The organism is Hyphomonas sp., from assembly GCF_022844445.1.
Taxonomy (GTDB): Bacteria; Pseudomonadota; Alphaproteobacteria; order Caulobacterales; family Hyphomonadaceae; genus Hyphomonas.
Window position 1 is genome coordinate 1 of record NZ_JALHLS010000005.1, and the last position, 25,290, is coordinate 25,290.

Genomic DNA, 25,290 nt, shown 5'->3' on the forward strand with positions numbered 1-25,290 from the left:
GCCAGGGTCGACACCCCCGTCATGGAACTGCCCGGCGATGGCGACCGCTGGACCAGCCCCCACGACCAGCCCCTGGCCGACAGCCCGTTTACGGACCTTGGCCCGCACACGTTCGACTTCGCAGAGCGAAGCATCGACAGTCAGGATTGGATCGGCGTCTGAGGCGCGCTCAGGTGAACTCCACGCGCTCCTGCGAGAAGTAGAACAGCGAGCGGGTCTCATCGTCGAGTTCGCCGGACTGCCATTCGAGCAGCGTGCGCATCGCGTTCTTGCGGTCCTGCAAGGCGTGGGCAAAGTCCATCTCGATGAGTTCGTCTACGCCGGTGCGCTTCATCGCGTCGCGCACCGCCATATAGAGCGGCAGCGAGCCGCCGAGGAACATCGACTCGTAGGCAATCTTGCTGGCGATCTTGTCGTGAATGTCGGTGTAGCGGAACTGGCGCTCCATCTTCGCGCGTGACTTCACGATGAAGTCGATCTCGTGCCGGTGGCTCGGATGGCGCAGGTAGAAATTCTTCAGCTCCGTCATGTCGTTCTCGATACCCGACACGACATCGTCGCTGAGGTCCTGGTAGATCACGATGATGTCGATGTCTGAGCCCTTGATCATCTCGCCAAGGCCGGCATGTTCGCGCGGCTCGTTATGGGCCAGGAAATAGGCAAGATCGCCCGCAATGAACGCGCAGAGATTGGCGCGGATCTCTCGCGGCATCTGGGTCAGCAGGTTGCTCATCACATCCTGCGCGACCGAAATCTTCTCCTTGCTCACCTCGCGGTGATAGTTCGACAGCGTGCCCTGCCGCTCGATCATCAACTCTCGCTGCCCGGGCAGGCCGAACAGCGTGAAGGACAGGAAATCCCGCAGGATCGACGGGCTGAGCCGCACCTGGTCATTGCGCGTGATGTCGAACCGCAGGTAGTAGCTGGCAAAGTGGGAAATGTGCAGCTTCCGGCTCTGGTAGCACGCCTGCCACAGCGCGAGGCTCGCCACATCCGGCAGGTCGAGCGCCAGCTCCTTGCCGATGCGCGGGCCCTTTTCCTCCAGCGTGCGGATCACCCGCGCCTCGATCTCTGCCAGACCCTCGACCATGTCCCTACCCCTTCGCCTGCGCGGCAAGTTCCGGCACCAGCACCGCCACGCTCTTTGCCAGACCCGCTTTCCAGTCCGGGAGCCGGAGACCGAACTTGCGGAAAGCCATCGTCGAGGCCAGCCTTGAATTGAGCGGGCGCTTTGCCGGCGTCGGGTACTCCGACGTCGGAACACCGATCACCTGCGCCGAGGGTCCGCCGACATGGCGGCTCGCGGCAAAGATTGCGTCCGCCATGCTCGCCCGGTCGGTCTCTTCGAGCCCGGCAAGGTGATAGGTGCCCCAGTCTTCAAAGCCCGGTTTCACCGCCGCGTCCGCCATCTTGAGGAGCCCAGCCGCAAGATCCGGGCAATAGGTCGGATAACCGATCTGGTCATCCACCACGGCAACTTCACTGCGCGTCTGGGCCAGCGTCAGCATCGTGCGCACGAAATTGTGCGCATACTGAGAGAACACCCAGGATACGCGCACATTCAGATGGCGCGGGCAGGCCGCTGCAACGGCCTGCTCGCCTTCCAGCTTGGATCGCCCGTAGACGCCGAGCGGCCGCGTTGCGTCGTCCGGCTCGTAGGGCGAGGCCTTCTCTCCGTCGAACACGCAATCGGTCGACACATGGATCAGAACCGTGCCGCGCGCTGCGCAAAGCTTTGCCAGCTCTGCCGGCCCGTCGCGGTTTACCGCGAAGCAGGCGCCTGGCTCGCTCTCGGCCTTGTCGACGAATGTATAGGCCGCCGCATTGATCACCACGGACGGCTTTACCGCGTCCAGCGCCCGCGCCATCGAGGCGGTGTCCGTCAGGTCCACATCGGGGCGCCCCAGGCGCACCACGTCCTTCCGCTTCGCGGCGGCCAGGCATTGTGCGAGCTGGCCCTGCTTGCCGAGGACGAGAAGGGTCATGTGCGCTCTCCTGCAAACGCAAAGTGCGGCGGCGCCGCCGCCAGGCGTGGATGTTTCCGGTCACGCGCCGACAAGATCAGCGCCTCCGCCGGGAAGGGCCACCGGATGCCAAGTGCCGGATCGTCGAACGCAATCCCGAAATCGTGCTCGGGCGCGTAGTAGCGCGTCACCTTGTAGATCACTTCCGTCGCGGGCTCGAGCGTACAGAAGCCATGCGCAAATCCTTCCGGCACATACACCTGCGCGCCGCCCGCTTCATCAAGCTCGAACGCCGTATGCTGGCCGAAGCGCGGGGAGCCCGCGCGGATGTCCACGATCACGTCGAGCAGCCGCCCGCGCACGCATCGCAGCAGCTTGCCCTGGGCATGCGGCGGCGACTGGTAGTGCAGCCCGCGCAGCGTGCCCGCCTCGGCCGAGCGCGAATGATTGTCCTGCACGTACACCGACGGCACGCCCGCCGCATGGAACGCGGCCTCGTTGAAGGTTTCACTGAACCAGCCGCGCGCATCGCCGTGGCGCGCGGCGCGCAGGTGGAGGACTTCCGGCAGCGCCGGATCAGGCGTGACACTCAGGCTCATGACGGCGCTATAGCACGGCGCGCGCCCCTCGCAACGCGCCGGGCGACCTACTCCACCGTCACGGACTTCGCGAGGTTGCGCGGCTGGTCGACATCCGTGCCCTTCACGACGGCCACATGATAGGCCAACAGCTGCAGCGGAATGGCAGCCAGGATCGGCAGCGAGATCTCGTCGCCGTCGGGCAGGCGGATCACATGGTCAGCGCGCTTGCCGGCCATCTTGATGCCCTTGTCGTCCGAGATGAGGATCACTTCGGCGCCGCGTGCGCGCACTTCCTCGACGTTGGAGATCGTCTTCTCGAACAGCTCGTCATAGGGCGCGACGACCACGACCGGCAGGCCTTTCTCGATCAGCGCGATCGGCCCGTGCTTCAGCTCGCCGGCGGCGTAGCCCTCGGCATGGATGTAGGACACTTCCTTCAGCTTCAGCGCGCCTTCCAGCGCCAGCGGGTAATAGCGCCCGCGGCCGAGGAACAGCACGTCGCGCTTGCCGGCGATTGCCTTGGCGATCTCTTTGATCTGCGCCTGAGATTCGATCGCCTCGGTCACCTTGCGTGGCAGCGCCAGCAGGCTTTTGACGAACTTCTGCTCATCGCCCGGCAACAGGTGGCCGCGCGCCTTGGCTGCCGACAGGGCAAGTACGGCCAGGACCGACAGCTGCGCGGTGAAGGCCTTGGTCGAGGCCACGCCGATTTCCGGGCCGGCATAGGTCGGCACGATGGTGCCGGCTTCGCGCGCGATCGAGCTTTCCGGCACGTTCACGACAGCAATCGCGGGCTTCTTGTTCTCGCGGCAATAGCGCAGCGCCGCCAGCGTGTCGGCCGTCTCGCCCGACTGGCTGACAAACATCGAGAAGCCGGTCTGCGGCAGCACCGGCCGGCGGTAGCGGAACTCAGACGCGATATCCGGCTCGAAGGCCAGGCGCGCGATCTGCTCGAACCAGTATTTCGCCGTGAAGGCCGCATAAAACGCAGTGCCGCAGGCAATCGCAACGCCCCGGTCCGCCTCGGCGAAGATGCTGGCGGCGACCTGGTTCACTTCGATCGTGCCGCTCGTCTGGTTGATGTAGGGCAGGATCGAGCGCGCCAGCGATTCCGGCTGCTCGTGGATTTCCTTCAGCATGAAGTGGTCATACTCGCCGCGCTCAATCAGCGCGTCGTTGACCGAGGACGTGACCCGCGCCCGGTTCACCCGGTCGCCGCGCACGTTGCGGATGTCGAAACTGTTCCTGGTCAGGATGACCCAGTCGCCCTCTTCCAGATAGGTCACTTCGCGTGTCAGCGGAGCGAGCGCGATGGCGTCGGAGCCAAGATACATCTCGCCCTCGCCATACCCGAGCACCAGCGGCGAGCCCTTGCGCGCGCCGATCACAAGGTCCGGCTTGTCGGCAAAGATCGCGGCAATCGCAAACGCGCCGGTGAAATGCTTCAGCGCCTCGCCAAAGGCTGTCACTTCGTCCATGCCGTCGGCCCGGTTCTGAGCCACAAGCTGCGCGATTACCTCGGTATCGGTTTCCGATTCAAACACGCGCCCCTTCGCCTCGAGGCTGGCGCGCAGTTCGCGGTAATTCTCGATGATGCCGTTATGCACCACGGCCACGCCGTCCGACATGTGCGGGTGGGCGTTGGTCTCGTTCGGGGCGCCGTGGGTGGCCCAGCGGGTGTGTGCGATGCCAGTGAAGCCTTCAACCGGATCGTCATGCAGACGCGCCTGCAGGTGGTGGATCTTCCCTTTCGCCCGGCGTCGCTCGATGCCCTCGTCCCAGGCGACCGCGATGCCGGCGCTGTCATACCCCCGGTACTCGAGGCGTTTCAAACCGTCCACCAGCCGGCCGGCCACCTGGCCCTTGCCGGCAATCGCAACAATACCGCACATCTGAGGTCACTCCCACGCTTCGCCTGGCTGGCGAATGCTGGTTTCATAAACCCCGGAACTTTGACTTCACAATGACGATTTATGTTCATTTATGACATGTAATCAGGCCGATTGAGGGAGCCGGGAGCGTTTAGTTTTCCTGAATGGACCCCGCGGGGCGGCGCCAGCGTCTTTCCAACCCCGTAAAGGAGGGCTAACGGACACGGGCCTCATTCCAGTGGACCCCTCCCTTGCCCGCCCTCACGCACCTTGACCGCCTCGAAGCTGAAAGCATCCACATCCTGCGCGAGGTCGCCGCAGAGTGCGAGAAGCCGGTGATGCTGTATTCCATCGGCAAGGATTCGGCGGTGATGCTCCACCTCGCTGTTAAGGCCTTCTATCCCTCGCGCCCGCCTTTCCCGCTGCTGCATGTCGACACCGGCTGGAAGTTCCGCGAGATGATCGCCTTCCGCGACCGCAAGGCCAAGGAACTGGGCCTCGACCTCCTCGTCCACACGAACCAGGACGGCGTGAAGGAAGGCGTCGGGCCCTTCACTCACGGCTCGGCCTACCACACGGACGTGATGAAGACGGTCGCCCTCAAGCAGGCCCTCGACAAGTATGGCTTTGATGCCGCCTTCGGCGGCGCCCGGCGCGACGAGGAGAAGTCCCGCGCCAAGGAACGCATCATCTCGGTGCGCACCGCCGGCCACCGCTGGGACCCGAAACGCCAGCGCCCCGAACTCTGGAACCTCTACAATACCCGCCTCCAGAAGGGCGAATCCCTGCGCGCCTTCCCGATCTCCAACTGGACCGAACTCGATATCTGGCAGTACATCCGCCGCGAGAAAATCGAACTCGTGCCCCTCTATTTCGCGGCTCCCCGTCCGGTCGTGGAATGGAACGGCACAATGATCATGGTCGACGATGACCGTGTGCCGCCCGAGATCGCAAAGACCGCCGTTACCAAATCCGTCCGCTTCCGCACCCTCGGCTGCTACCCGCTGACCGGCGCGGTGGAAAGCAGGGCCGCAACGCTCGACGAAGTGATCCAGGAAATTCTGCTGACCACCACGTCCGAACGTCAGGGCCGCGCCATCGACAAGGACCAGGCCGCCTCGATGGAGAAGAAGAAGCAGGAGGGCTATTTCTGATGCGCCTGCACGACGATCTCATCGCTGAAGACATCGGCGCCTATCTGGAATCCCACGAGCAGAAATCCCTGCTCCGCTTTATCACCTGCGGCTCGGTGGACGATGGCAAGTCGACCCTGATCGGCCGCCTTCTCTACGATTCGAAGATGATCTTCGAAGACCAGCTCGCTGCGCTTGAGGCCGATTCCAAGCGCGATGGCACGCAGGGCGACGGTATCGACTTTGCCCTCCTTGTCGACGGCCTCGCCGCCGAGCGCGAACAGGGCATCACCATCGACGTCGCCTACCGCTTCTTCGCGACGCAGAAACGCAAGTTCATCGTCGCCGATACGCCCGGCCACGAACAGTACACCCGCAACATGGCGACCGGCGCCTCGACCGCAGACGCTGCCATCCTGATGATCGACGCGCGCAAGGGCATCCTCACCCAGACGCGCCGCCATTCCATCATCGCCACCCTGCTCGGCATCCGCCACCTTGTCCTCGCCATCAACAAGATGGACCTCGTCGGCTACAAACAGTCCGTCTACGACCAGATCGTTGCTGACTACCTGGAATTTGCCGAGGCCCTGCCTGGCAAGCTTGCGATCACGCCCATCCCGATCTCCGCACTCGCCGGCACCAACATGACCGAGCGCTCGCCCGAGACGCCCTGGTACAAGGGTCCGAGCCTGATCGACTATCTCGAAACTGTCGAGATCGCGCGCGAAGCCGAGAACCAGCCGCTGCGCATGCCGGTCCAGTGGGTCAACCGGCCGAACCTCGATTTCCGCGGCTTCTCCGGCCAGATCGCCTCAGGCCGCGTGCGTCCCGGCGACAAGGTCCGCTCGCTGCCCACGGGCCGGGAGACGACCGTCACCCGTATCGCCACCCATGGCGGCGACCTTGCCGAAGCCGTCGCCGGCCAGTCCGTCACGCTCACCTTCGCCGACGAGATCGACACATCACGCGGCGACGTCATCGCTGCCGGTGACGCGCCACCGGAAGTCTCCGACCAGTTCCAGGTCAAGCTCCTATGGATGAGCGAGAACCCGCTCCTCCCCGGCCGCCGCTACTTCCTGAAGTCCGGCACCCGCACCGTCTCGGCCACTGTCAATGCGCCCAAGCACGGCATCGACGTCAATACGATGGCGGAAACGCCCGCGCGCACACTGGAGCTCAACCAGATCGGCGTCACAACGCTCGCCCTCGACCAGCCGATCCCGTTTGATCCCTATTTGGAAAACCGCCTCACCGGCAGCTTCATCCTGATCGACCGCCAGACCAACAACACTGTCGCTCTCGGCCTGATCGACTTCTCGCTGCGCCGCGCCGCCAACATCCACTGGCAGGCGCTCGACCTCACGCGCGAGGCCCTCGCCGAGCAGAAGAACCAGCAGCCCGCAGTGCTCTGGTTCACCGGCCTCTCGGGCTCCGGCAAGTCCACCATCGCCAACGCGCTGCAGAAACGCCTCTACGGCATGGGCCGGCACACCTTTATCCTCGACGGCGACAATGTCCGCCACGGCCTCAACCGCGATCTCGGGTTCACTGACGCCGACCGCGTCGAAAACATCCGCCGCGTCGCCAACGTCGCGCGCCTGATGACCGATGCCGGCCTCATCGTGCTCGTCTCCTTCATCTCGCCCTTCCGCGCCGAGCGCCAGATGGCGCGCACGCTGATGGCGCCGGGCGAGTTTATCGAGATCCATGTCGACACGCCGCTTGACGTGGCTGAGCAGCGCGACGTCAAAGGCCTTTACAAGAAGGCGCGCGCCGGCGAGATTCGAAACTTCACCGGCATCGATAGCCCCTACGAGCCCCCCAGCGACCCGGAACTGCGCCTCAACACCGTGGGCCGCACGCCGGAAGACGCCGCAGAGGAAATCCTGAAATTCCTCGCCCTGCGCGGTATCTTCGAGATCTGATCCGGGGGGATTTGCAGGACTAAGCAGGCAACGGCAGCAGCAAAGCAGGATTGTCTTTGGCCTGATGAAGGTGACCGCTGCCCCGGGCTGACTCGCTGCCGGCGCAGCTCAAAGCGCGCTTTCGATATCCGTTCGGGAAAATCATCACCAGCATAAGGCTGCGGGCAGGCAGCCTCCTTCGCCGCTTCGCAGGCGAAGCAATCGCCAAAGTCAGGCCCTGCCCGAAGCGGGAAGAACGGGCGGAAATACCGCGCTTCATCCACCGCCCTCCCAGACGCCGGCCGTGCCACTCCGCGCGGTCGGTGTTCGCCGGACTTCTAGCCGCTCACGCAAAAGCCGCCGCCCGCAGGCCGCTGTACAGAAAGCACTGATCGACATCAGACAGTCTGCAATATCGTTCGTTTGCGGAATATTTTAACAATAGAATACAGACTCATCAGGAGGATGATGCTCTCTGGGAGAATGAGCGGCCAGGTGCCGCGTATACTGTCCGGGAACAAAACTGATCCGGGTCCGGTGAAGATAGTGGCCACAGAGAAATACAGCGCAAAGCACATTCGCCAAAGGTGCCTGAAAAGACGCTGTGCCCCCGATATGCCGCCGCGCAGAACAACAGAAATGTCCGCGCAGGCCGCCAGAAGCGCAAGGCCGGAAAACCCGAAAAAGGCCAACACGGGTATGTCTTCATCCAAGACGAGTTGGCCCGTCTGGGCTTTCCAGCCCAGGAAGAGCGCGGTCGAGGCTATGGACAGCGCCATGACAGGCGCGATGCGGGCGACCGTGCCAAGAGACGCGGCTGGAGTTGTCACAGTGGCCCAGGACGTCAGCACAAGATAACAGGTCAGCGCCGTGAAAATCATTCCGAGTGCCGAAATGAGTTGAGATGCGGGCGCGGTCGCAGAAGCGGCAATCACGAGCGCCATCAGACCTATCAGCAAGACGAATACCTTTCCGCACTGCCTGTGGAAAGGCGATCCTTTGCGGGAAACCAGCGCCGATATGCCAGACAGGACGATCCCGGCACCGACGACCCCATGTGCACCCATCAGGATGGTCTCAACCGGCCCGTAACTCATGCGCTCTCCCAGATCACTTTTTGAAAGCAGATGTTCGGTCTTGCGAAACTCAGACCGACGTCCGCTCAAGCCAACAACTAGCAACATAAGACTTTGAGCGTTCCTGCGACATCAACGATGTGAGACAAGCGATATGCATTGGCGTATGGCGCCGATCAGAACTCGGTGCCCCCAGCAGCAGACCGTTCGGCGTTTGAGATCGAACGCCTGTTATGCAGGACACCTCTGCGCAACATGCAACATTCGCTGATCAAAGATCGCGCCACGTCGCCTAGAAGTCCGTGAACATACATTGATCGGAATCACGATGAACGCAAAAATTTCCAAACGTCTCCTGCTCAACCAAACCCGTTCAGATCCGTCGGATTTGAAACTGTGGCCGGCATTGCTTCTGCTTTCGCTGGGCAGCGCTGTTGTAGCGATCGCAGGCACTGCAGATGCGCAGATCGCTGCAAGCACAAACGTAAAGCCGCAGCCAAGCTGTCAACGTGTCGATGACGACGGATCACCATCGGACAGAGGTGAAAAATCCCACGCTTGGCGAGCGGGGTTTGGATTCTGGGGGGCGTCAAACCCTTATGAAGGCGCCTCGGATGATGGGGAGTCTGGCATCTTCCCCTATCTCGCCTTTGAAAACGACTGGCTCAGGGTTGATCCAAGCGAGCTGGCCATCAAAGCCGTCAGCACACAGCGCTTTCAAGTCGAAGCATTGCTCGCGCCGCGCTGGGTTTCCGCTGACCCGAAGAAGACTGTCAGTTATGCCAACCTTGAGCGGGAAACTTCGCTCGATATCGGGCTGAGAATGTCCACGACCCTGGGGGCCGCAAAGGCGTCTCTTGAGTATCGAGGTGACATTTCAGGCGAGATTGAAGGGAGTGAGCTGACAGCCAGCCTTGAAGCTCAGACCGCTGTTACGCCAAAACTCTCAATCGGCGCCGAAAGCGGCATACACTGGAGAGACAAGAAGCTGGCGACCTATATGTATGGCGTGCGTGCCGACGAAGTTCTGATTGCAGGTCAGAACGGCGCGGTGGTTGACAGGCCCCGCTACGACTTTGATCGGGATATGGTCGGGCATAAGGAAGGTGCGTTTATCCCGTTCGTCGGACTTCAGGCGGGATATGCCTTTACTGACAAGGTGCAACTGGTTGTCTATTCAGGATTTGAATTCTTTGATGAAGACGTCAGGAACAGCCCGGTCATTTCAGATGACCTGGCGACCTCCTCCTATCTGGGTCTGATGTACAGTTTCTAACGCATCGTTTGCCAGATCGACGTCGCAGGAACGACTGAAATGTGTTTCCAAACGTGCCAGTGTTCCCCGCCTGCGACCTTGAGACAGATCGGCCAAATTGCTTAGGAAGGATTTCTGTTTCATCGTAACTGATACGATGCGTGAAGATGAGACAGAAATCCGGGCCGCAGGAGACGTCCTGCGAGGCGACGGGCCTGACGCGTGAGATGCGGGATTCGGCGTCGCCCGCCCTCGACAATTGCCGCTTGCCGCACGGCGCGGATGTTGCAGACTTGCGTTCGAAACGGGCCGCCGAATTGTGCGTTAACCCGGCAGAAAAGCAGAAAACAGGGTAAACAACAGGCATGGCAATCCATCCGGTCATCATGTGCGGCGGCGCGGGCACCCGCCTCTGGCCCGTTTCGAACCAGGCCCGGCCGAAACAGTTCCACAGCCTTGTCTCGGACAAGTCCGTCTTCCAGGAAACGGTCCTGCGCTTTGCCGGCGCCGAAGGCTTCCACCAACAGCCGGTCATCATCTCAAACGCCGCCTATGCCGACCTGATCGCGCGCCAGCTCGCCGAAATCGGCGTCACCCCCGCCGCGATCCTGCTGGAGCCGGAAGGCCGCAACACCGCCGCCGTCGCCGCCGTCGCCGCGCGCTACCTCGCGGATGCGTTCCCGGAAGGTCTCGGCCTGCTCGTTGCCTCTGACCATTTCATCGGCCGCCCGGACGTCTTCCTCGCCGCCGTGCGCGCCGCCGCCCCCACCACCGGAAAGGACTACATCACCACGTTCGGCATCGCGCCCAGCCGCCCGGACACGGGCTTCGGCTATATCCAGGCCGGCGCGCCCATTGATGGCCAGGTCCACAAGGTCGCCGCCTTCAAGGAAAAACCGGACGCCGCCACCGCTGCCTCGTATCTCGCCAGCGGCGCCTATAGCTGGAATGCCGGCATCTTCCTGTTCAGCCCCGCCACGATGCTCGCCGAACTCGCCGCTCACGCGCCGAGCATCCTCGCCCACGCCAGCGAAGCGCTGGAGCGCGCCCATCGCGACGGCGCAAACCGCTTCCTCGACGCCGCCGCCTTCGCGGCCACGCCGTCGACCTCCATCGACTATGCGGTGATGGAACATACCGGCCGCGCCGCCGTCTACGCCCCGCTCGACTGCGCCTGGAGCGACATCGGCAGCTGGGCCATGGTCGGCGAAGTCTCTTCCCGCCAGAACACGCCCGGCCCCATCCTCGTCGATGCCCCCGGCTGCCAGGTCTATGCCGAGAACGGCCAGCTGATCGCTCTCGTCGGCGTCGAGGACCTGATCGTCGTCGCCGACGGAAACCGCATCCTGGTAACCAAACCCGGCCGCTCGCAGGATGTTGGCGGCGTCGTCAAAGCCCTGAAGGAACGCGGCCTGAAGGACTATCTCTGACCCCGCCGCCCACGGCTGCGCCGGCTATCGCGGTTAAGACTGCGCCTGAGATTGCGCCTGAACAGCGCTCCGGAAACCTGCTAGACCAAGCCCCATGAAACCGGACGCGGCCCTTCAGGATAAGGAACTCGGGGAAGCCCTGCGCGCCTCGCGCAGCGTGTTCTGGCATGCCGGCGGCTTCAGCCTGTTCGTGAACCTTCTGATGCTGACCGGCCCGCTCTATATGCTGCAGGTCTATGACCGGGTACTCGCGTCCCAGTCGATCCCCACGCTGGTCGCGCTGACACTTCTGGTCCTTGTCCTCTACGGCACGCTCGGCGTGCTGGAGTGGGCGCGCTCGGGCCTCTTCAGTGTGGCCGCCTCCCGCTTCGAAGGCGCCCTCGGCGCGCGCGCTGCTTCTGCCGCGATGGCGCTCAGCCTCGCCGACCCGGGGCGCGCCTCGGACCGCCCGGTCCGCGACCTGCGCCAGCTGCGCCGCTTCATAGCCAGCCCCGTTTCCGGCGCGCTGTTCGATGCGCCGTTCAGTCCGCTATTCCTCCTTGTACTGTTCATGCTCCACCCGCTCTTCGGCCTCTGGGCCGTGTTTGGAGCGGTCGTCCTGATCGGCGCTGCACTGGTGAACGAACGCGCATCCGCACACCTCACGAAAGAGAGCGAAGATCTCGAACGCGCCAGCACGCTGCGCTCGGCGGAGATGATGCGAAACGCCGAAATCCTGAAAGCCCTCGGTATGGGCGAAGCGGTCCGCCAGCGCTGGCAACGCACCTTCGATGGCGGCGATGCCGCCTTCTCGAAATCCGCCCGCATCCTCACCGGCTTCACGTCCGGCACCAAGGCGTTCCGGCTCTTCCTGCAATCGGCCATCCTCGGCATCGGCGCCTGGCTGGCCATCAAGGGCGAAGCAACCCCCGGCGCGATGATCGCTGCCTCTATCCTCATGGGCCGCGCCATCGCCCCCCTCGAGCAGCTTGTCGGCCAGTGGCGCACGGTCGCCGCCGCCCGCGAAAGCTGGTCTGCGCTGAAACAGGCGCTCAGCCGCGCGCCCGCGCCGCTGCCCCAGATGCCCCTGCCGCCGATCCGCGGCGAGGTGCGCGCCGAGAACGTCTTCGCCGGCCCGCCCGGCAGCAAGACCGCTGTTCTCAAGGGCCTTACCTTCCAGCTTTCCCCCGGCGACGTCCTCGGCGTTCTCGGCCCCAGCGCCGCCGGAAAATCCTCGCTCGCCCGCGTGCTCACTGGCACCTGGCCTGTTGCTTCAGGCCATGTTCGCCTCGACGGCGCCGACATCACGACGCTGCCGTCGGAAACGCTCGGCCCCCAGATCGGCTATCTTCCTCAGCAGGCGGATCTTCTCTCCGGCACCGTGCGCGACAATATCGGCAGGTTCCGCGATGACGCCTCGCCCGAAGCCATCATCACCGCAGCCCAGGCCGCCGGTTGCCACGAGATGATCCTGCGCCTGCCGTCCGGCTATGACACCGACATCGGCCTCGGCGGCGCCTATCTCTCCGCCGGTCAGCGCCAGCGCATCGGCCTCGCCCGCGCTCTGTTCGGCAATCCGAACCTGATCATCCTCGACGAGCCGAACTCGAACCTCGACGGCCCCGGCGAGCAGGCCCTGCAATCGGCGATCGCCGCTGCCAAGGCGCGCGGAGCGACCGTGATCATCATCGCTCACCGCCCCAACGCCATTGTCCACTGCACCAAGCTGATGGTGATCGACGACGGCAAGATCCGGGAGTTCGGCCCGGCCGACGAGGTCCTTGCCAAGGTCCTGCCGAAGTCCGCCGGGAATGTCCGCACCATCCGTCCGGGAGAAGGTGGCCATGGCTGATCTTGCCGCATCCCCTGTCTCGACGCGCAGCGATTTCCTCGGCCAGTATCTCGCGGTCGGCTGGGGTATCGTCGCCCTCGTCTTTGGCGGCCTCGTCGCCTGGTCGGTTTTCGCCCCGTTCGAAGGCGCCGTGCTGACCGCCGGCCAGATCTCGGTGGAGTCCAACCAGCAGGCCATTCAGCACCTCGAAGGTGGCATCGTGCGCGAGATCTATGTCCGCGAAGCCGACGCCGTCACCGAAGGGCAGAAGCTCCTGTCGCTGGACGCCACTTCCACCGGCGCCGCCCTGCAAGGGCTTGAGGCGCGCCTCTACGGCCTCCTCGGCACCGAAGCCCGCCTCGTTGCCGAGCGCGACGGCGCCAGCACCCTGACCCTGCGCCCCGGCTTCGAAGCCTTTGCCGACCGGGCTGACATGCAGGCCGTCCTTGCCTCGCAGGACGGCCTCCTCAAGGCCCGCAGCGACAATCTCGGCACCCAGGGTACTATCCTGCGTCAACGGATCGACCAGCTGAACACCCGCATCAGCGGCATGCAGAACGAGATCACCGCCAAGGATGACCAGATCGCCCTCGTCGATGACGAAATCGCCCGGTTCGAAACCCTGATGGAACGCGGCCAGGCTGTTATCACGCGCATCCTTGCTCTGAAGCGTGACCGCTCGCGCCTGCAGGGCGAGAAGGACGGCCTCCTCTCCGACATCGCCGCGACCCGCGTGCAGATCGGCGAGGCCCGCAGCGAGATCGCTCGCCTCAGCCAGGACAATACCGAAGACTTGCTGACCCAGCTGCGCGACGTGCAGACCCAGATCAGTGAACTGACGGAAGAGCGCACCGCCCTGCTCGACCGCTCCGGCCGGCTCGATATCACCGCCCCGCGCGCCGGCCGCGTCATCGGCATCCGCGCCCACACGGTCGGCGGCGTCATCCGCCCGTCCGAGCCCATCATGTACATCGTCCCCGAGAATGACCGCCTGATCGCCAAGGTCCGCATCAGCCCGGTCGACATCGACAAGATCAGCGTCGGCCAGCCCGCGACCCTGCGCTTTTCCGCCTTTAACCAGGATGAAACGCCCCAGTTCGACGGAACCGTCATCGCGATTTCGGCCGACGCACTGTTGGACGAGGCCTCCGGCGCCACCTTCTACGAAGCGATGGTAGAAATCCCCGACGCGGCGCTTGCCAATTCGAAGTTCCAGCTCCTCCCCGGAATGCCGGTCGAAGCGATGCTGCGCACCGAAAGCCGCAACGTCCTCAGCTATCTCGTGAAGCCGCTGACGGATTCGATCTCGCGCACGTTCCGGGAATAGCCTGCGGTCAAAGCTTCAGACAGGCTGCCCGATCAATACCCTGGCGCCTTTCATCGAGCGTGTTTCCGCCCGTGGCACGCCGTTCTGTCGGTACATCTTCTTGAGCTCTGCCTTGCGCTCGGCAAGTATCTCGCCGCAAGGCGCATCGTCCTGGGGGCCGATATGGTGGGAACATCTTGAACGCAGCCTCGAGCGGGCCCCGGAAGCGCGCAAAAGGCTTGAGCGATCCGTAGCAGGCGATTGAAACCGTCTGGGCTACTCCCGCGGCCGCTTGTACCTCGGCGGGCCGTCCGGGCCGATCTTGCCCGCATACGGGTTCTTGCCCTGCCGCACGAACAGCCGGATCGGCACGCCGTGCATGTCGAATGCTTCGCGTACGCCGTTGATCAGGTAGCGCTTGTAACCTTCCGGCATCTGGTCACCGCGCGAGGCGATGAGCACGAACGTCGGCGGGCGCGCTTTCATCTGCGCCATGTAGCGCGGCTTGATACGCTTGCCCTGCACGCTCGGCGGCGGATGGTGCTCGACGGTGTGGCGCAGCCAGCGGTTGAGATCGCCTGTCTTCACCTTCGCGGTCCAGTCCTTGTAGACCTTCACGACCGCCGGCATCAGCTTTTCGACATGCCGGCCCGTCAGGCCTGAGAGGAACACAACCGGCGCCCCGCCCCCATTCGGCACGAGCCGGTTGGCAAGGTCGCGGATGTGCCGCGCTGCGCCGTCCTGGTCCTCGACCGAGTCCCATTTCGAGATCACCAGCACGAGCCCCCGGCCTTCGCGCAGCGCCAGGTCAGCAATCTGCAGGTCCTGCTTTTCCAGCGCCTCATGCGCGTCCATGACCAGCGCAACGATGTCGGCATATTTCAGTGAACGGATGGTTTCGGCGGTCGACATCCGCTCCAGCTTTTCCTGCACGCGCGCCTTACGCCGCAGGCCGGCCGTATCCACGAGCCGGATCTGGCGGCCTTCCCACTCCCAGTCGATGGTAATGGAGTCGCGCGTGATGCCCGCCTCCGGCCCGGTCAGCAGGCGTTCCGATTGCAGCAGCTGGTTGATCAGCGTGGACTTGCCGGCGTTCGGCCGGCCAACAATCGCGAGGCGGATCGGCCGCGGCGTCTCCGGCTCTGCGTCCGGCGTATCCACATCCGCCGCCTCGATCGCTGCCACCAGTTCGTCGTCGGACAATGTCTCGTCATCGATGTCGATATGCGCGAGCTTTTCCAGGATGTCGTCGCCGCCGCTGCCGGCATAGTTCGGCTCGGCCTCTTCAAGCGCGCGCTCGAACGCCTCCGGGCCCAGGACGTTGCGGATCGCCTCATAGAGTTCGGCAAAGCCCTCGCCATGTTCCGCCGAGAGGCCAACCGGTTCGCCAAGGCCAAGGCTGAACGCATCCATCACGCCCGCCTCGCCTTGCCGGCCCTCGGCCTTGTTGGCCGCCAGCACCACCGGCATGTTCGCCCGGCGCAGCAGCATCGCAAACGTCTCATCTTCGGGCGTCACGCCCACGCGCGCATCAATCAGGAACAGCGCAATATCCGCCTCGGCAATCGCCGCCTCGGTCTGGGCGCGCATCCGCGCCTCCAGGCTGTCATCGCGCACATTGTCGAAACCGGCAGTATCGATCACCAGCAGCGGCAGGGTCGCAAGGCGCCCCTCGGCCATCTTCCGGTCACGGGTCACTCCCGGCTGATCATCGACCAGCGCAAGCTTCTTGCCCACCAGACGGTTGAACAAGGTGGACTTGCCGACATTCGGCCGTCCGACAATGGCGAGCTTCAAAGGCAAGGCCGTGGCCCCTCTGGTTAATGGGGGCCAAACCGGGAAAAGTCCCGCAGGCCCTAATCGATGGCGATCAGCTTGGCGTCATCCGTGAGGACAAACAGCCGACCCTGCGCCGCAATCGGCTCGATATACACGGTATCCCCCAGCTTCAAAGAGCCGGTCTGCTTGCCATCCTGGACGCCGAATGCCTTCAGCTCGCCCTTAGAGGACACCACGATCACCCGGTCCGACGCGACAATCGGGGCCGACCAGGTCAGCTTTTTCTTCTTATTCTTCTCGTTCTCGAACTGCGCCAGCTGGGTCACCCAATAGGCTTCGCCCGTCGCGGCATCGAGACAGGTCAGCTCGTTCTCAGTGCCCACCACGAAAATGAACCGGCCGGCGAGCGCGGGTGCGCGGGTCGATCCGACCGGCGCAGTCCACACGCGGGCGCCGCTGCGGCCATCGATGGCTACGGTGGTGCCGGACTGGCTGGATGCGAACACGAGACCGGCGCCGAGCACCGGGCGCGAGCCGATATCATTGATCTCGGAGATCGGCGTGAAGCGGCCGGCCTGGGTCAGTGCGTCCGTCCAGAGGCGGCGGCCGTTGGCGGCGAGATAGGCAATCACTTCGCCCGAGGAGAAGGGCGCAATCACGAATTCCTCGACCGCGGCGACGCTGGACGTGCCGAGCACGCGGGCCGATTCCGAAATCGCCTGGTCGCTCCACACGGTCTGGCCGTCCGCGAGAGAGAGACTGAACACCTCGTTATTGTTGGAGGCCACAAAGATGCGGCCATCATCAATCGTCGGTGAGCCGGTCATCGGCGCGCCAAGCTCGCGGCGCCATTTCTCGTCGCCGGTCGCAGCGTCGAGCGTCACAACATAGCCATAGCCGCTGGCCACGACGAGCGTGTCGCCCGTGATCGCCAGGCCGCCGCCGATCGCGGACTTGTCACGCTTCGAAGTGCCTTTCAGACGCTTCGACCAGACTTCCGAGCCATTGCTCAGCTTCGAGGCGCGCACGGTCTGGTTGGCGTCCAGCGTGTAGATCGTCGTCGCGTTCGTCACCGGCGGCGTGGTCAGCGCGCTCCTGGTCGACGAGCCCTTGCCGATTGATTTGCGCCAGGCGATGTCCAGCTCCGGCGCCGCGATCACGTGGCCCGGCGACTTCGTGGGATTGCCGCCCGCTTCCGTCCAGGCCTCGACCGCGGTTGCCACCGGCAGCTCGATCGCGACGCCGGTCAGCGTTGGGCTCGGCGCGATGCGCTCGTTATCGAGCACCATCGTGATGCGGCCAGCGCGGTCTTCCGCGCGCGCAGCTTCCTTCTTTTCATTGCCGAAGCCCGGCAAGCTGTTGCACGCCGACAACGCAAACAGGGAGACCAGCGCCGTGGTGAGGGCGGCGGAACGGAAAATTGTCATTGGCCGGTCTCCTGCGGCTGCTCGGCAGTCGCATCTGTTGGCGCCTCGGTCGGCGCGGGGGTTTCAGGGGCGGCGTCCGGCAGCACAGGAATGGCGTCGAGCGCCAGCTCCGCCCGCTGAATCACGCCTTCCGGCGCGGCCGCGTCAAATTTCAGCCGGTTGTATTCGGTCCGCGCGCGGGCAATGTCGCCCACCGCAAAGGCCTTCGCCGCGATCAGTTCGCGCGACAGCGCCCCCAGCGCTGTCTCCTCTGTTGCCAGCGTGCCCAGCGTCGTCTCCAGCTCCGGCAGCGTGAGCGTGTCGGCGCGGAAATAAGCCGCCTTCAAGAGCGCCAGACGCTCATACGGGCCGGCCTCGGTGCCGCCGACAGCGGCAAGGGTATCGGCAGCCGCCGCCGCGTCACCGCCGCCTTCCAGCTGCGTCTGCGCCAGGTAGTGCGCCGCCAGCGGTGCCAGCTTCGAGCCGCTGTCCACAATCGCCTTCAACGCCGCCTGCGCTTCTTCATACCGGCCGTCCTCGAGCGCCGTGACAGCATTCTCCAGTTCCAGCGCCCGGGCCGCACGGGCCGAGGCCGCCTGCGGTTTCAAGATGAACTCGTTCACGGCCACAGACCCGATCAGCACCACAACGGCCCCGTACACAAACGGGCGCCAACGCTGCCAGAGGCTGGCAATCCGTTCCTCGCGAACGTTCTGGTCAACTTCAGAGAAAATATCGGTCAACGGGCGCTCCGGCGGGGCTTTTGAGGATTCGGCGCGAACCTAGACGCCGCGCGGGACGGCTGCAACGGAACAACGCTGTCAGGCTTCAGGTTTTCGCAGGCTGTAGGTCTCTGCCTTGCCGGGAAAGGCGCGGGCCCGGACGTCGGCGGCATAGGCCGCCGCCGCCTCGGAAATCGCGGTATTGAGGTTGGCATACCGGCGCACGAATTTCGGGGTCCAGTCGAACAGGCCCAGCATGTCGGGCGTTACCAGGATCTGCCCGTCACAGGCGCCCGAGGCCCCGATCCCGATGGTCGGGCAGCTCACCTGCGCGGTAATCTCGGCCGCAAGGTCCTCGGCCACACCCTCGATTACGATGGCGAACGCGCCGGCTTCCTCGGCAGCCCTGGCCTCCGCCATTACCCGGCTGCGCTCGTCCTGCGTGCGCCCCTTGGCCCGGAAACCGCCATCCACGTTGATCGCCTGCGGGCGCAGGCCCACATGCCCCATGACCGGAACGCCCCGTTCCACAAGATGCGAAATCTGCTGCGCGGCATACGCCCCGCTCTCGATCTTCACCGCCTGGCAGCCGGTCTCCTTCATGATCCGCGCGGCGTTCAGGAACGCCTGGTCGGCATTCGTTTCGTAGGAGCCGAACGGCATGTCGACCACGACGAACGCCTTCTGCGAGCCGCGCATCACCGCCTGCCCGTGCAGGATCATCATCTCCATTGTCACGCCAACGGTCGAGGGCAGCCCGTGCACCACCATCCCGACACTGTCGCCGACCAGCAGAAGGTCGGCATGCTCGTCCAGCAGTGCGGCGGTCGGCGCATCATAGGCCGTCAGGCATACCAGCGGCACCCCGCCCTTGGCGGCGGCAATATCCTTGACCGTCTTGCGGCTTGTCTGCGTTTGTTTTGACATGGCCCGAGCGATTAGCCCGCCAGAGGCCAGCCCGCAAGGAAACAGGAGGGTTAACGCCATGTCCGCCCCGGTCCGGCATCTTCTTCTCTGGGCCCTCGCCTATGGCGCGATGGCCTTCGCTGCCGGCTTCGTCTTCGGCGCTCTGCGCGAACTGGTCCTGATCCCCGCCTTCGGGGAGCGCCTCGGCCGCCTCATCGAATTCCCTGTCATAACCCTCACCGCCTGCGCCATCGGGGTGTGGATCGGCCGGCGCACCCATGCCCCCGCAATGGCGCTCGGCCTGCTCGGTGTCTGCGTCCTCGTCGTCCTCGAAAGCAGCATGGCCCTTGGCCTGATGCGCATCACCGCCGCGGACTATCTCGCCGGTTACGATCTCACGCGCGGCGCGCTCTTCCCCATCGGTCTCGCCCTGATGGCGGCCGCGCCCGGCCTCGGGCGCCGCCTGAAACGCTAGGCCTCAAGCCGGCAGCGCCACCACGCCGAACAGGATCGGATGCAGCCAGAGGAAGATCGCAAGGTAGGCGCCGACGCCAATCACCACCGCGCCGACATCGCCCATCACGTTCACCGCCGCGTCCGGGCCCGGCCCATTGTCGCCGCGCTTTTTCAGCGCGATCCGGTCCAGCACCCCGTAGGCGAGGAAGCTTCCGAACAGGATCACCGAGTTCAGCTCCCCGTTCGCCAGCAGGTGCCCGAAAGCCCAGATCTTCACTGCCAGAAGCATCGGATGCTTCACCGCCTTCTTGATCCGCCCGGTCGGCAAGTAGGCCGCCGCAAGGAAGATCATCGCGAACAGCATCAGCGCCAGGTTGATGTGCGCCATCGCAGGTGGCGGCCAATAAAGGATCGGCGCCGGCCGCGCCGCGCCGTAGCCCCAGACGATCAAGACGAAACCCGCAATCGACACGAGGCTGTAGAGACCCATGTAGGGCCCGGCCCCCATCTTCGCCTTGATGTCCTTGCCGGCTTCCCGGCTCCGATACGTCGTGAACAGGTGCGTCCCGAAAAAGATCACGAGACCCAGAATAAGATACGTCATGGCATAGCCTCCCCGGCTTTTGCCGTAGGCTACCCTGATTGCCCCGCGCGGGGAAGCACTCCGGAAAGCCCCACCTTCTGTAGCCTGCCCCTCCACCAACACGGCCGAACGCCCGGGGCCGCCCCAGCGCCGCCCCCGGCGGGGCCTGCTGTGGGCGCCGCCGCGCCGGAGCCCGCACCCGCCGCCTTACCTGCGCAAACCGGCGCCCTAGAGCCGCACCACATCCTCAAGAGCCACGCGCACCTGCCGCAGGCCCGCCACCTCGAAAATCCGCCCCCGGATCATTACGGCGTCCGCCACAAACGGAATGATCTGCGGCCCGAAGGCCCGTCCGCGTTCGTCAAGCAGCAATAGCGCCGCCTTCCCGTTCGCGCAGCGCCCGGTCTCGGCAAAGGCCAGCGGCAAGCCGCCGCGCGCGCACAGAGCCGCGCAGGCCTTGTGCGTCTTTCCGTGCCCGGGCCGCATCGCGCCGAACCAGCATTTCGCGTCGAGTATCTCGCCTGTCAGCACGGCGTCGCCGAGGTCCTTTTCCGGCCCCGCCCGCACGCGCCCCGGCGCCGGATCGGGATAGACGCCTTCCACTGCCATCATCGCGTGCTCGCCGCGCTCGATCAGCGTGCCGGTGACCGCCGCGCCCGTGAAGGTCAGCGCGGGGCGCACATGGATACGGTCCTTGCCCGGCCCGACGAGGAATACCGGCCGCAGGCCATAGCCAAGATCTTCCGTAAGCAGATGAAGGTAGGGCTCAGGATAGATCGTGCCGGTCACGGCGACCTTCTTGCCCTGATCCCAGACGCCTGGCCCCGGTGCGGGCGAGACAGCGCCCAGCCCGGCGCCGAGCGCGCCAGAACCCGCAACCAGTCCTGCGCCTGCCGCCAGCAGCTGCCGGCGGCTGATTTGCGGCGGGCCTTCCTGCCAGCCGACGAAGAACGGCTCTTGCGCCATCAGGACACGACTTCCGGGATCAGCGTGGGCGCAAGCTCAGTCCCCGGCGGCTGCGCCAGCCGGTGCACGAGCACGCGCCCCTCCCTGATCCGTGTCCGGAAGGTCGCCACCTTCTCGGTAAACGGCGGCGGCGAGCAGCCATCCTCCGGCCGGTACTGGTAACCATGCCACGGGCACACGATGCACCCGTCCAGGATGCGCCCCTCGCCCAGCGGTCCGCCCTGATGGCGGCAGGCATTCGCCACCGCATAAATCTTCGCGCCCTCGCGGAACACCGCGATCCGTTCGCCTTCCGGCGGCGTCAGGATCACCGCGCGCCCGTCCGGAATCTCCTGCGCCGGGCCGGCGTCCAGCCAGCCCTCGGCCTCAGCGGCCGCCGCCCGGTCCCGCGCCGCCTCGCGCTGCCCGGCGGCGATATGCAGCCCGGATACCAGCAGCGCCGAGACGCCCGCCAGCGCTGCCGCCGCAAACCCCGCCTCACCCTGCGCCGCGCCCAGCATCACATGCGCTACCAACAATCCGTAGGCAGCATACACGCCCATGTGCAGACCCTTCCAGAAGCGCGGGCCGAGCACCGTGTTCCAGAAATCATGGCTCGTTGCCGCCATCAGGAACAGGATCAGCAGCGCGGCAACCCCTAGGCTCTCAAATGGAAAGCCGCCGAAAGAATCGTAGCGCGGGTTGGAGACAAGCAGCGAGACAAACGCGTTCATCTCCGAGAAGCCATGATACCACAGCACCACCAGCCCGCCATGCAGCAGCGCCACGAGGAAACACGCCACCCCCAGGTGCCGCCGGTTATAGACCAGCGGCAGCGCGCGCGGGGTCAGCCGCGCCAGCGGCCCGAGGCACAGGATGATCGTCAGCAGGCTGAAGGCCGCCGCCCCGCTCGCGCGGATCAGCATCTGGATTTCGCTCGGTTGCTGCCCTGCCGGCGCCGACATCCAGCCCGCGCCAAGATGCGCCGCAAAGAACACGGCGAGCCCCGCGAGCATGACACCGTCATAGGCGCGCTTGAAGCCGTTCCAGCCGACCAGGGAATAGCCCGCTGCCACTAGCCGGCCTCCACGGCCGTGGCGGCCTCGGCGACCCGCGCTCGCTCGGCCAGCGCGGCAAAAATCACAGCCGAAAGTCCCAGGGCCAGCATGGGCCACAGCCACACATGCACCCGCCTCTGACCGCGCGTCACGCCCGGTCCTCCGGCGCGCCAAGGCCCGCCAGCCGCGCCAGCACGAAGGGCCACAGCGCCGCAAGGCCCGGCAGGATCAGCAACCTTACCCGCACCGGCACATCCGCCGCCGTCAGCCGTCCCAGCCCGAACATGACCGTGCCCAACCCGGCCACCAGCCCGATCCCGACATACAACGCCAGCCCCAGCCAGATCGCCTCCGCAACGCTTGCGCTCATGCAACACGCCTCCCGGCGACCACGGTTACCCCTCACGCTGACGGGCGCAAGTCACGTTATTGTGGCGAGTTGGTAATCTCTGGCGCCGGATTTTCATCCCGCCCCACCCCATGACATCCCCCCCAAATCCCCCTAAATGCTCCGCATGAGCAAAAATCTGAGAATCCTGGCGGCGCAGCTCAATCCGGTGGTCGGCGATATTGCCGGCAACATGGTGCTGGCGCGCGGGGCGGTCGCCGAGGGACGCGCGCGCGGCGCCGATCTCGTGGTGCTGTCTGAACACTTCATCCTCGGCTATCCGGCGGAAGACCTGGTTCTGAAACCCTCGGCGGTGGACCTGTCGATGGCAGCGGTCCATGCCCTCGCGCGCGAGACGCAGACCGGCCCGGCCGTGCTGGTCGGCGCGCCCTGGCGCGAGGACGGCGTGCTGCGCAATTCGGCGCTGTTCCTGGAAGGCGGCGAGATCCGCGCGCGCCATGACAAGCGGGAGCTGCCGAACTACGGCGTATTCGACGAGAAGCGCCACTACACGCCCGGCGAAGGCCCGGCCGTGGTGGTCGATTTCAAGAGCGTGCGCCTCGGCCTCGCCATCTGCGAGGACATCTGGTTCGAGCGCGTGCCCCGGGCCGCGAAGGCGGCGGGAGCAGACGTGCTGCTGGTGCCGAACGCCTCGCCCTGGCGCCGCGCCATCCAGGATGAGCGGGCCGCCGCATTCGACCGCTGGGCGGATCTGAAGATGCCCTACCTGTTCCTCAACCAGATGGGCGGGCAGGACGAGCTCGTCTTCGACGGCGCCTCCTATGCGACGAATTCCACCCACGGGGCACGCTGCGGCCTCGTCGGCCAGTTCGAGACAGGCTATGCCCTTGTCGAATTTGATCCGTCCACGAAGCAGTTCGTGGGCCTGAGCCAAGGCTGCGCAGCAGACCTGCATGGCTGGGCGGCGGAATACCGCGCGGCGATGCAGGGACTCGGCGACTATGTGCGCAAGAACAGGTTCCCCGGCGTCGTGCTCGGCATGTCCGGCGGCATTGACAGCGCTATCACCGCCGCCATCGCCGCCGACGCGCTAGGGCCGGACAAGGTCTGGTGCGTGATGATGCCGTCGAAATACACCTCGAAGGACAGCCTCGAGGACGCAAAGGCCTGCGCCGAGGCCCTCGGCTGCCGGTATGACACGATCAGCATCCACCCCGGCGTGGAAGCGCTCGGAGGCATGCTCGCCCCGGCCTTTGCGGGCAAGAAGGCGGACATCACGGAAGAGAACATCCAGTCCCGCCTGCGCGCGGTGACCTTGATGGCGCTCTCCAACAAGTTCGGCCACATGGTCGTCACCACCGGCAACAAGAGCGAGATGGCGGTCGGCTACGCAACGCTCTATGGCGACATGTGCGGCGGCTACAATGCGCTGAAGGACTTCTACAAGACGGAAGTCTTTGAACTGACGAAATGGCGCAATGCCAATGTGCCGCCGGGCGCGCTGGTCCGGCATGGCAACGTGATCCCGGAACGGATCATCACCAAGCCGCCCTCCGCCGAGCTGCGAGAGGACCAGAAGGACGAGGACAGCCTGCCGCCTTATCCGGTTCTGGACGATATCCTGCGCGGTCTCGTGGACCTGGAAGAAGACGTCGACGACATTCTCGCCCGCGGCCATGACGCGGCCACGGTGCGGCGTATCGAACACCTCGTCTACATTGCCGAATACAAGCGCCGTCAGGCCCCGCCGGGCGTCAAGGTTGGCGGCAAGAATTTCGGCCGGGACCGGCGCTATCCGATCACGAACCGGTTCCGGGACGATTAGGGCCTCGCCCTATTCCTCCGAAGGCGGAATGATTTCCTGGTCCTGGGCGTTGACGCCGAACGTGTCGGTAGCAATTGCCTCGCGCACGGCTTCCACGTCGCTCTCGGCGATGTCTGCCGCGTCGCCAAAGCCAGTGATCGGCGAGGGATAGATGCCCGGCTCTTCGATGACTTCATCGAACATCAGCCAGGCCTGTTTCCCGCCGAGACAGGTGACGCGGACCCAGAGGTCTTCGTCCAGCGAGGTATTGGCAATGTCAGTGACGTTGGTGAGCTCACCTTCGTTGATCTCGTATTCCTTGCCGTTGAACAGGAGCACGGTCACCCCCTCGCCGATATAGCGCAGGTAGGTCATCTGCTCGCCGGCCTTCAGGCTCAGCGTCTCCATGCCGGCTGCGCCGGCAAACTCGACCACCGCATCCTCAAGCACCGTGACAGGCACCTTCTTGGTGGCCACGAAATACTCGAGACTGTCGGCTTCGTTGCGGGCGTTGTTCCAGATCTGGTAGTTCGCATATTGCGGCAGGATGCAGGTGATGTCCTGCGGGTCGGTCGGGTTCGGCCGCGCACGGGCCGGCACCTTCACATCGGCGTCCAGCACGGCGAAACCGGGAGGGTACTCGCCCGGCCAGCCGGCGCTCAGGAACCAAGTTTCATCATAGCCGGAAATCGCTGCGTAATCGAGCGCGGGCCGGACAGGCCCTTCTGCCTTTACGGCCTCTGCCCCAGGCAGCGCTGCGCCCGGTGCCACAGCTCCCGGCGCCGCCCCGTCCTTTTGTCCGCAGGCCGCCAGAAGCAGCGCCCCAGCCAGCACCCAGCCGAATCTCATGACCGTCTCCCGGAATTTGGTAATCGTAGATGGTCGTTAAACAAAACAATAGCAAGAATGTGGCCGAAGCGCTTGGCTTTTGTCCCGATTTGATGTCGAA

General features: G+C 64.9%; 23 protein-coding genes. 8 read left to right on the forward strand and 15 right to left on the reverse strand.

What is annotated here, in order from left to right:
• Positions 1 to 169: 169 nt before the first annotated feature.
• The 4 genes from Q0C17_RS07060 to glmS are packed head-to-tail and all read right to left on the reverse strand — an operon-like array spanning position 170 to position 4,437.
• Positions 170 to 1,090: a hypothetical protein gene (locus Q0C17_RS07060; RefSeq protein ID WP_291203458.1), complete on the reverse strand. Its 921-nt coding sequence runs from the start codon at positions 1,088 to 1,090 to the stop codon at positions 170 to 172.
• Between the two features lie 4 nt (positions 1,091 to 1,094).
• A complete protein-coding gene (rfbD, locus tag Q0C17_RS07065; RefSeq protein ID WP_291203460.1) occupies positions 1,095 to 1,985 on the reverse strand; it encodes a dTDP-4-dehydrorhamnose reductase in 891 nt (296 codons plus the stop codon).
• A complete protein-coding gene (rfbC, locus tag Q0C17_RS07070; protein WP_291203463.1) occupies positions 1,982 to 2,563 on the reverse strand; it encodes a dTDP-4-dehydrorhamnose 3,5-epimerase in 582 nt (193 codons plus the stop codon). Before rfbC ends, rfbD begins: the two co-directional genes overlap by 4 nt.
• 47 nt (positions 2,564 to 2,610) lie before the next feature.
• Entirely contained in the window at positions 2,611 to 4,437 is a 1,827-nt protein-coding gene (glmS, locus tag Q0C17_RS07075; RefSeq protein ID WP_291203466.1) for a glutamine--fructose-6-phosphate transaminase (isomerizing), read from the reverse strand.
• Between the two features lie 230 nt (positions 4,438 to 4,667).
• On the opposite strand from glmS, the gene cysD reads away from it, so the two are divergent.
• Complete coding sequence (gene cysD, locus Q0C17_RS07080; protein ID WP_291203469.1) at positions 4,668 to 5,570, forward strand: sulfate adenylyltransferase subunit CysD; 903 nt, start codon at positions 4,668 to 4,670, stop codon at positions 5,568 to 5,570.
• Positions 5,570 to 7,477 (forward strand): sulfate adenylyltransferase subunit CysN, encoded by a 1,908-nt coding sequence (cysN, locus tag Q0C17_RS07085; RefSeq protein WP_291203472.1) that lies wholly within the window; start codon positions 5,570 to 5,572, stop codon positions 7,475 to 7,477. The genes cysD and cysN overlap by 1 nt, the downstream gene beginning before the upstream one ends.
• A gap of 19 nt (positions 7,478 to 7,496) precedes the next feature.
• Here cysN and Q0C17_RS07090 read toward each other — a convergent pair whose 3' ends face one another.
• Both Q0C17_RS07090 and Q0C17_RS07095 read right to left on the reverse strand, forming a co-directional pair.
• Positions 7,497 to 7,736 carry a hypothetical protein gene (locus tag Q0C17_RS07090; RefSeq protein WP_291203474.1) on the reverse strand — a complete coding sequence of 80 codons (240 nt, stop codon included), beginning with the start codon at positions 7,734 to 7,736 and terminating at the stop codon, positions 7,497 to 7,499.
• A gap of 118 nt (positions 7,737 to 7,854) precedes the next feature.
• Positions 7,855 to 8,553, reverse strand: a complete 699-nt coding sequence (locus Q0C17_RS07095) for a hypothetical protein (RefSeq protein WP_291203477.1) — start codon at positions 8,551 to 8,553, stop codon at positions 7,855 to 7,857.
• 307 nt (positions 8,554 to 8,860) lie between these two features.
• Between Q0C17_RS07095 and Q0C17_RS07100 the strand changes: the two genes are divergently transcribed.
• From Q0C17_RS07100 to Q0C17_RS07115, 4 genes are all read left to right on the forward strand, one after another.
• On the forward strand, positions 8,861 to 9,808 hold the full coding sequence (locus Q0C17_RS07100; protein ID WP_291203479.1) for a MipA/OmpV family protein: 948 nt from the start codon (positions 8,861 to 8,863) through the stop codon (positions 9,806 to 9,808).
• 344 nt (positions 9,809 to 10,152) lie between these two features.
• Positions 10,153 to 11,217 carry a sugar phosphate nucleotidyltransferase gene (locus Q0C17_RS07105; protein WP_291203481.1) on the forward strand — a complete coding sequence of 355 codons (1,065 nt, stop codon included), beginning with the start codon at positions 10,153 to 10,155 and terminating at the stop codon, positions 11,215 to 11,217.
• Between the two features lie 94 nt (positions 11,218 to 11,311).
• Positions 11,312 to 13,048, forward strand: a complete 1,737-nt coding sequence (locus Q0C17_RS07110; RefSeq protein WP_291203483.1) for a type I secretion system permease/ATPase — start codon at positions 11,312 to 11,314, stop codon at positions 13,046 to 13,048.
• Positions 13,041 to 14,354: an HlyD family type I secretion periplasmic adaptor subunit gene (locus Q0C17_RS07115; protein WP_291203485.1), complete on the forward strand. Its 1,314-nt coding sequence runs from the start codon at positions 13,041 to 13,043 to the stop codon at positions 14,352 to 14,354. The genes Q0C17_RS07110 and Q0C17_RS07115 overlap by 8 nt, the downstream gene beginning before the upstream one ends.
• A 255-nt stretch (positions 14,355 to 14,609) precedes the next feature.
• Here the strand turns inward: Q0C17_RS07115 and der are convergent, their stop codons facing one another.
• From der to panB, 4 genes are all read right to left on the reverse strand, one after another.
• Positions 14,610 to 16,136, reverse strand: a complete 1,527-nt coding sequence (der, locus tag Q0C17_RS07120) for a ribosome biogenesis GTPase Der (protein WP_291203488.1) — start codon at positions 16,134 to 16,136, stop codon at positions 14,610 to 14,612.
• 53 nt (positions 16,137 to 16,189) lie between these two features.
• Complete coding sequence (locus Q0C17_RS07125) at positions 16,190 to 17,539, reverse strand: PQQ-like beta-propeller repeat protein (protein ID WP_291203490.1); 1,350 nt, start codon at positions 17,537 to 17,539, stop codon at positions 16,190 to 16,192.
• Positions 17,536 to 18,261 carry a hypothetical protein gene (locus tag Q0C17_RS07130; protein ID WP_291203493.1) on the reverse strand — a complete coding sequence of 242 codons (726 nt, stop codon included), beginning with the start codon at positions 18,259 to 18,261 and terminating at the stop codon, positions 17,536 to 17,538. The genes Q0C17_RS07125 and Q0C17_RS07130 overlap by 4 nt, the downstream gene beginning before the upstream one ends.
• A gap of 78 nt (positions 18,262 to 18,339) precedes the next feature.
• The gene (panB, locus tag Q0C17_RS07135) at positions 18,340 to 19,167 is read right to left on the reverse strand and encodes a 3-methyl-2-oxobutanoate hydroxymethyltransferase (RefSeq protein WP_291203496.1); all 828 of its coding nucleotides are present in this window, start codon (positions 19,165 to 19,167) and stop codon (positions 18,340 to 18,342) included.
• Positions 19,168 to 19,225: 58 nt separating this feature from the next.
• Between panB and Q0C17_RS07140 the strand changes: the two genes are divergently transcribed.
• On the forward strand, positions 19,226 to 19,621 hold the full coding sequence (locus Q0C17_RS07140; RefSeq protein WP_291203499.1) for a hypothetical protein: 396 nt from the start codon (positions 19,226 to 19,228) through the stop codon (positions 19,619 to 19,621).
• Between the two features lie 3 nt (positions 19,622 to 19,624).
• On the opposite strand, the gene Q0C17_RS07145 is transcribed toward Q0C17_RS07140, so the two are convergent.
• From Q0C17_RS07145 to Q0C17_RS07160, 4 genes are all read right to left on the reverse strand, one after another.
• Positions 19,625 to 20,206, reverse strand: a complete 582-nt coding sequence (locus tag Q0C17_RS07145; protein ID WP_291203501.1) for an NnrU family protein — start codon at positions 20,204 to 20,206, stop codon at positions 19,625 to 19,627.
• A 207-nt stretch (positions 20,207 to 20,413) separates the two neighbouring features.
• Positions 20,414 to 21,151 (reverse strand): hypothetical protein, encoded by a 738-nt coding sequence (locus Q0C17_RS07150; RefSeq protein ID WP_291203504.1) that lies wholly within the window; start codon positions 21,149 to 21,151, stop codon positions 20,414 to 20,416.
• Positions 21,151 to 22,206 (reverse strand): Rieske 2Fe-2S domain-containing protein, encoded by a 1,056-nt coding sequence (locus tag Q0C17_RS07155; RefSeq protein WP_291203507.1) that lies wholly within the window; start codon positions 22,204 to 22,206, stop codon positions 21,151 to 21,153. Before Q0C17_RS07155 ends, Q0C17_RS07150 begins: the two co-directional genes overlap by 1 nt.
• A gap of 130 nt (positions 22,207 to 22,336) precedes the next feature.
• The gene (locus tag Q0C17_RS07160; RefSeq protein WP_291203510.1) at positions 22,337 to 22,558 is read right to left on the reverse strand and encodes a hypothetical protein; all 222 of its coding nucleotides are present in this window, start codon (positions 22,556 to 22,558) and stop codon (positions 22,337 to 22,339) included.
• A gap of 145 nt (positions 22,559 to 22,703) precedes the next feature.
• Here Q0C17_RS07160 and Q0C17_RS07165 point away from each other — a divergent pair, with 145 nt between their 5' ends.
• The gene (locus Q0C17_RS07165) at positions 22,704 to 24,362 is read left to right on the forward strand and encodes an NAD+ synthase (RefSeq protein WP_291203512.1); all 1,659 of its coding nucleotides are present in this window, start codon (positions 22,704 to 22,706) and stop codon (positions 24,360 to 24,362) included.
• Positions 24,363 to 24,371: 9 nt separating this feature from the next.
• Here Q0C17_RS07165 and Q0C17_RS07170 read toward each other — a convergent pair whose 3' ends face one another.
• Complete coding sequence (locus Q0C17_RS07170) at positions 24,372 to 25,190, reverse strand: hypothetical protein (RefSeq protein ID WP_291203515.1); 819 nt, start codon at positions 25,188 to 25,190, stop codon at positions 24,372 to 24,374.
• Between the last annotated feature and the right edge of the window lie 100 nt (positions 25,191 to 25,290).

Coding starts and splice junctions, on each gene's coding strand:
- Q0C17_RS07060 (WP_291203458.1), bottom strand. CDS start 1,090: ATGGTCGAGGGTCTGGCAGAGATCGAGGCGCGGGTGATCCGCACGCTG.
- rfbD (WP_291203460.1), bottom strand. CDS start 1,985: ATGACCCTTCTCGTCCTCGGCAAGCAGGGCCAGCTCGCACAATGCCTG.
- rfbC (WP_291203463.1), bottom strand. CDS start 2,563: ATGAGCCTGAGTGTCACGCCTGATCCGGCGCTGCCGGAAGTCCTCCAC.
- glmS (WP_291203466.1), bottom strand. CDS start 4,437: ATGTGCGGTATTGTTGCGATTGCCGGCAAGGGCCAGGTGGCCGGCCGG.
- cysN (WP_291203472.1), top strand. CDS start 5,570: ATGCGCCTGCACGACGATCTCATCGCTGAAGACATCGGCGCCTATCTG.
- Q0C17_RS07090 (WP_291203474.1), bottom strand. CDS start 7,736: ATGAAGCGCGGTATTTCCGCCCGTTCTTCCCGCTTCGGGCAGGGCCTG.
- Q0C17_RS07095 (WP_291203477.1), bottom strand. CDS start 8,553: ATGAGTTACGGGCCGGTTGAGACCATCCTGATGGGTGCACATGGGGTC.
- Q0C17_RS07100 (WP_291203479.1), top strand. CDS start 8,861: ATGAACGCAAAAATTTCCAAACGTCTCCTGCTCAACCAAACCCGTTCA.
- Q0C17_RS07105 (WP_291203481.1), top strand. CDS start 10,153: ATGGCAATCCATCCGGTCATCATGTGCGGCGGCGCGGGCACCCGCCTC.
- Q0C17_RS07110 (WP_291203483.1), top strand. CDS start 11,312: ATGAAACCGGACGCGGCCCTTCAGGATAAGGAACTCGGGGAAGCCCTG.
- Q0C17_RS07115 (WP_291203485.1), top strand. CDS start 13,041: ATGGCTGATCTTGCCGCATCCCCTGTCTCGACGCGCAGCGATTTCCTC.
- Q0C17_RS07125 (WP_291203490.1), bottom strand. CDS start 17,539: ATGACAATTTTCCGTTCCGCCGCCCTCACCACGGCGCTGGTCTCCCTG.
- panB (WP_291203496.1), bottom strand. CDS start 19,167: ATGTCAAAACAAACGCAGACAAGCCGCAAGACGGTCAAGGATATTGCC.
- Q0C17_RS07140 (WP_291203499.1), top strand. CDS start 19,226: ATGTCCGCCCCGGTCCGGCATCTTCTTCTCTGGGCCCTCGCCTATGGC.
- Q0C17_RS07145 (WP_291203501.1), bottom strand. CDS start 20,206: ATGACGTATCTTATTCTGGGTCTCGTGATCTTTTTCGGGACGCACCTG.
- Q0C17_RS07150 (WP_291203504.1), bottom strand. CDS start 21,151: ATGGCGCAAGAGCCGTTCTTCGTCGGCTGGCAGGAAGGCCCGCCGCAA.
- Q0C17_RS07160 (WP_291203510.1), bottom strand. CDS start 22,558: ATGAGCGCAAGCGTTGCGGAGGCGATCTGGCTGGGGCTGGCGTTGTAT.
- Q0C17_RS07165 (WP_291203512.1), top strand. CDS start 22,704: ATGAGCAAAAATCTGAGAATCCTGGCGGCGCAGCTCAATCCGGTGGTC.
- Q0C17_RS07170 (WP_291203515.1), bottom strand. CDS start 25,190: ATGAGATTCGGCTGGGTGCTGGCTGGGGCGCTGCTTCTGGCGGCCTGC.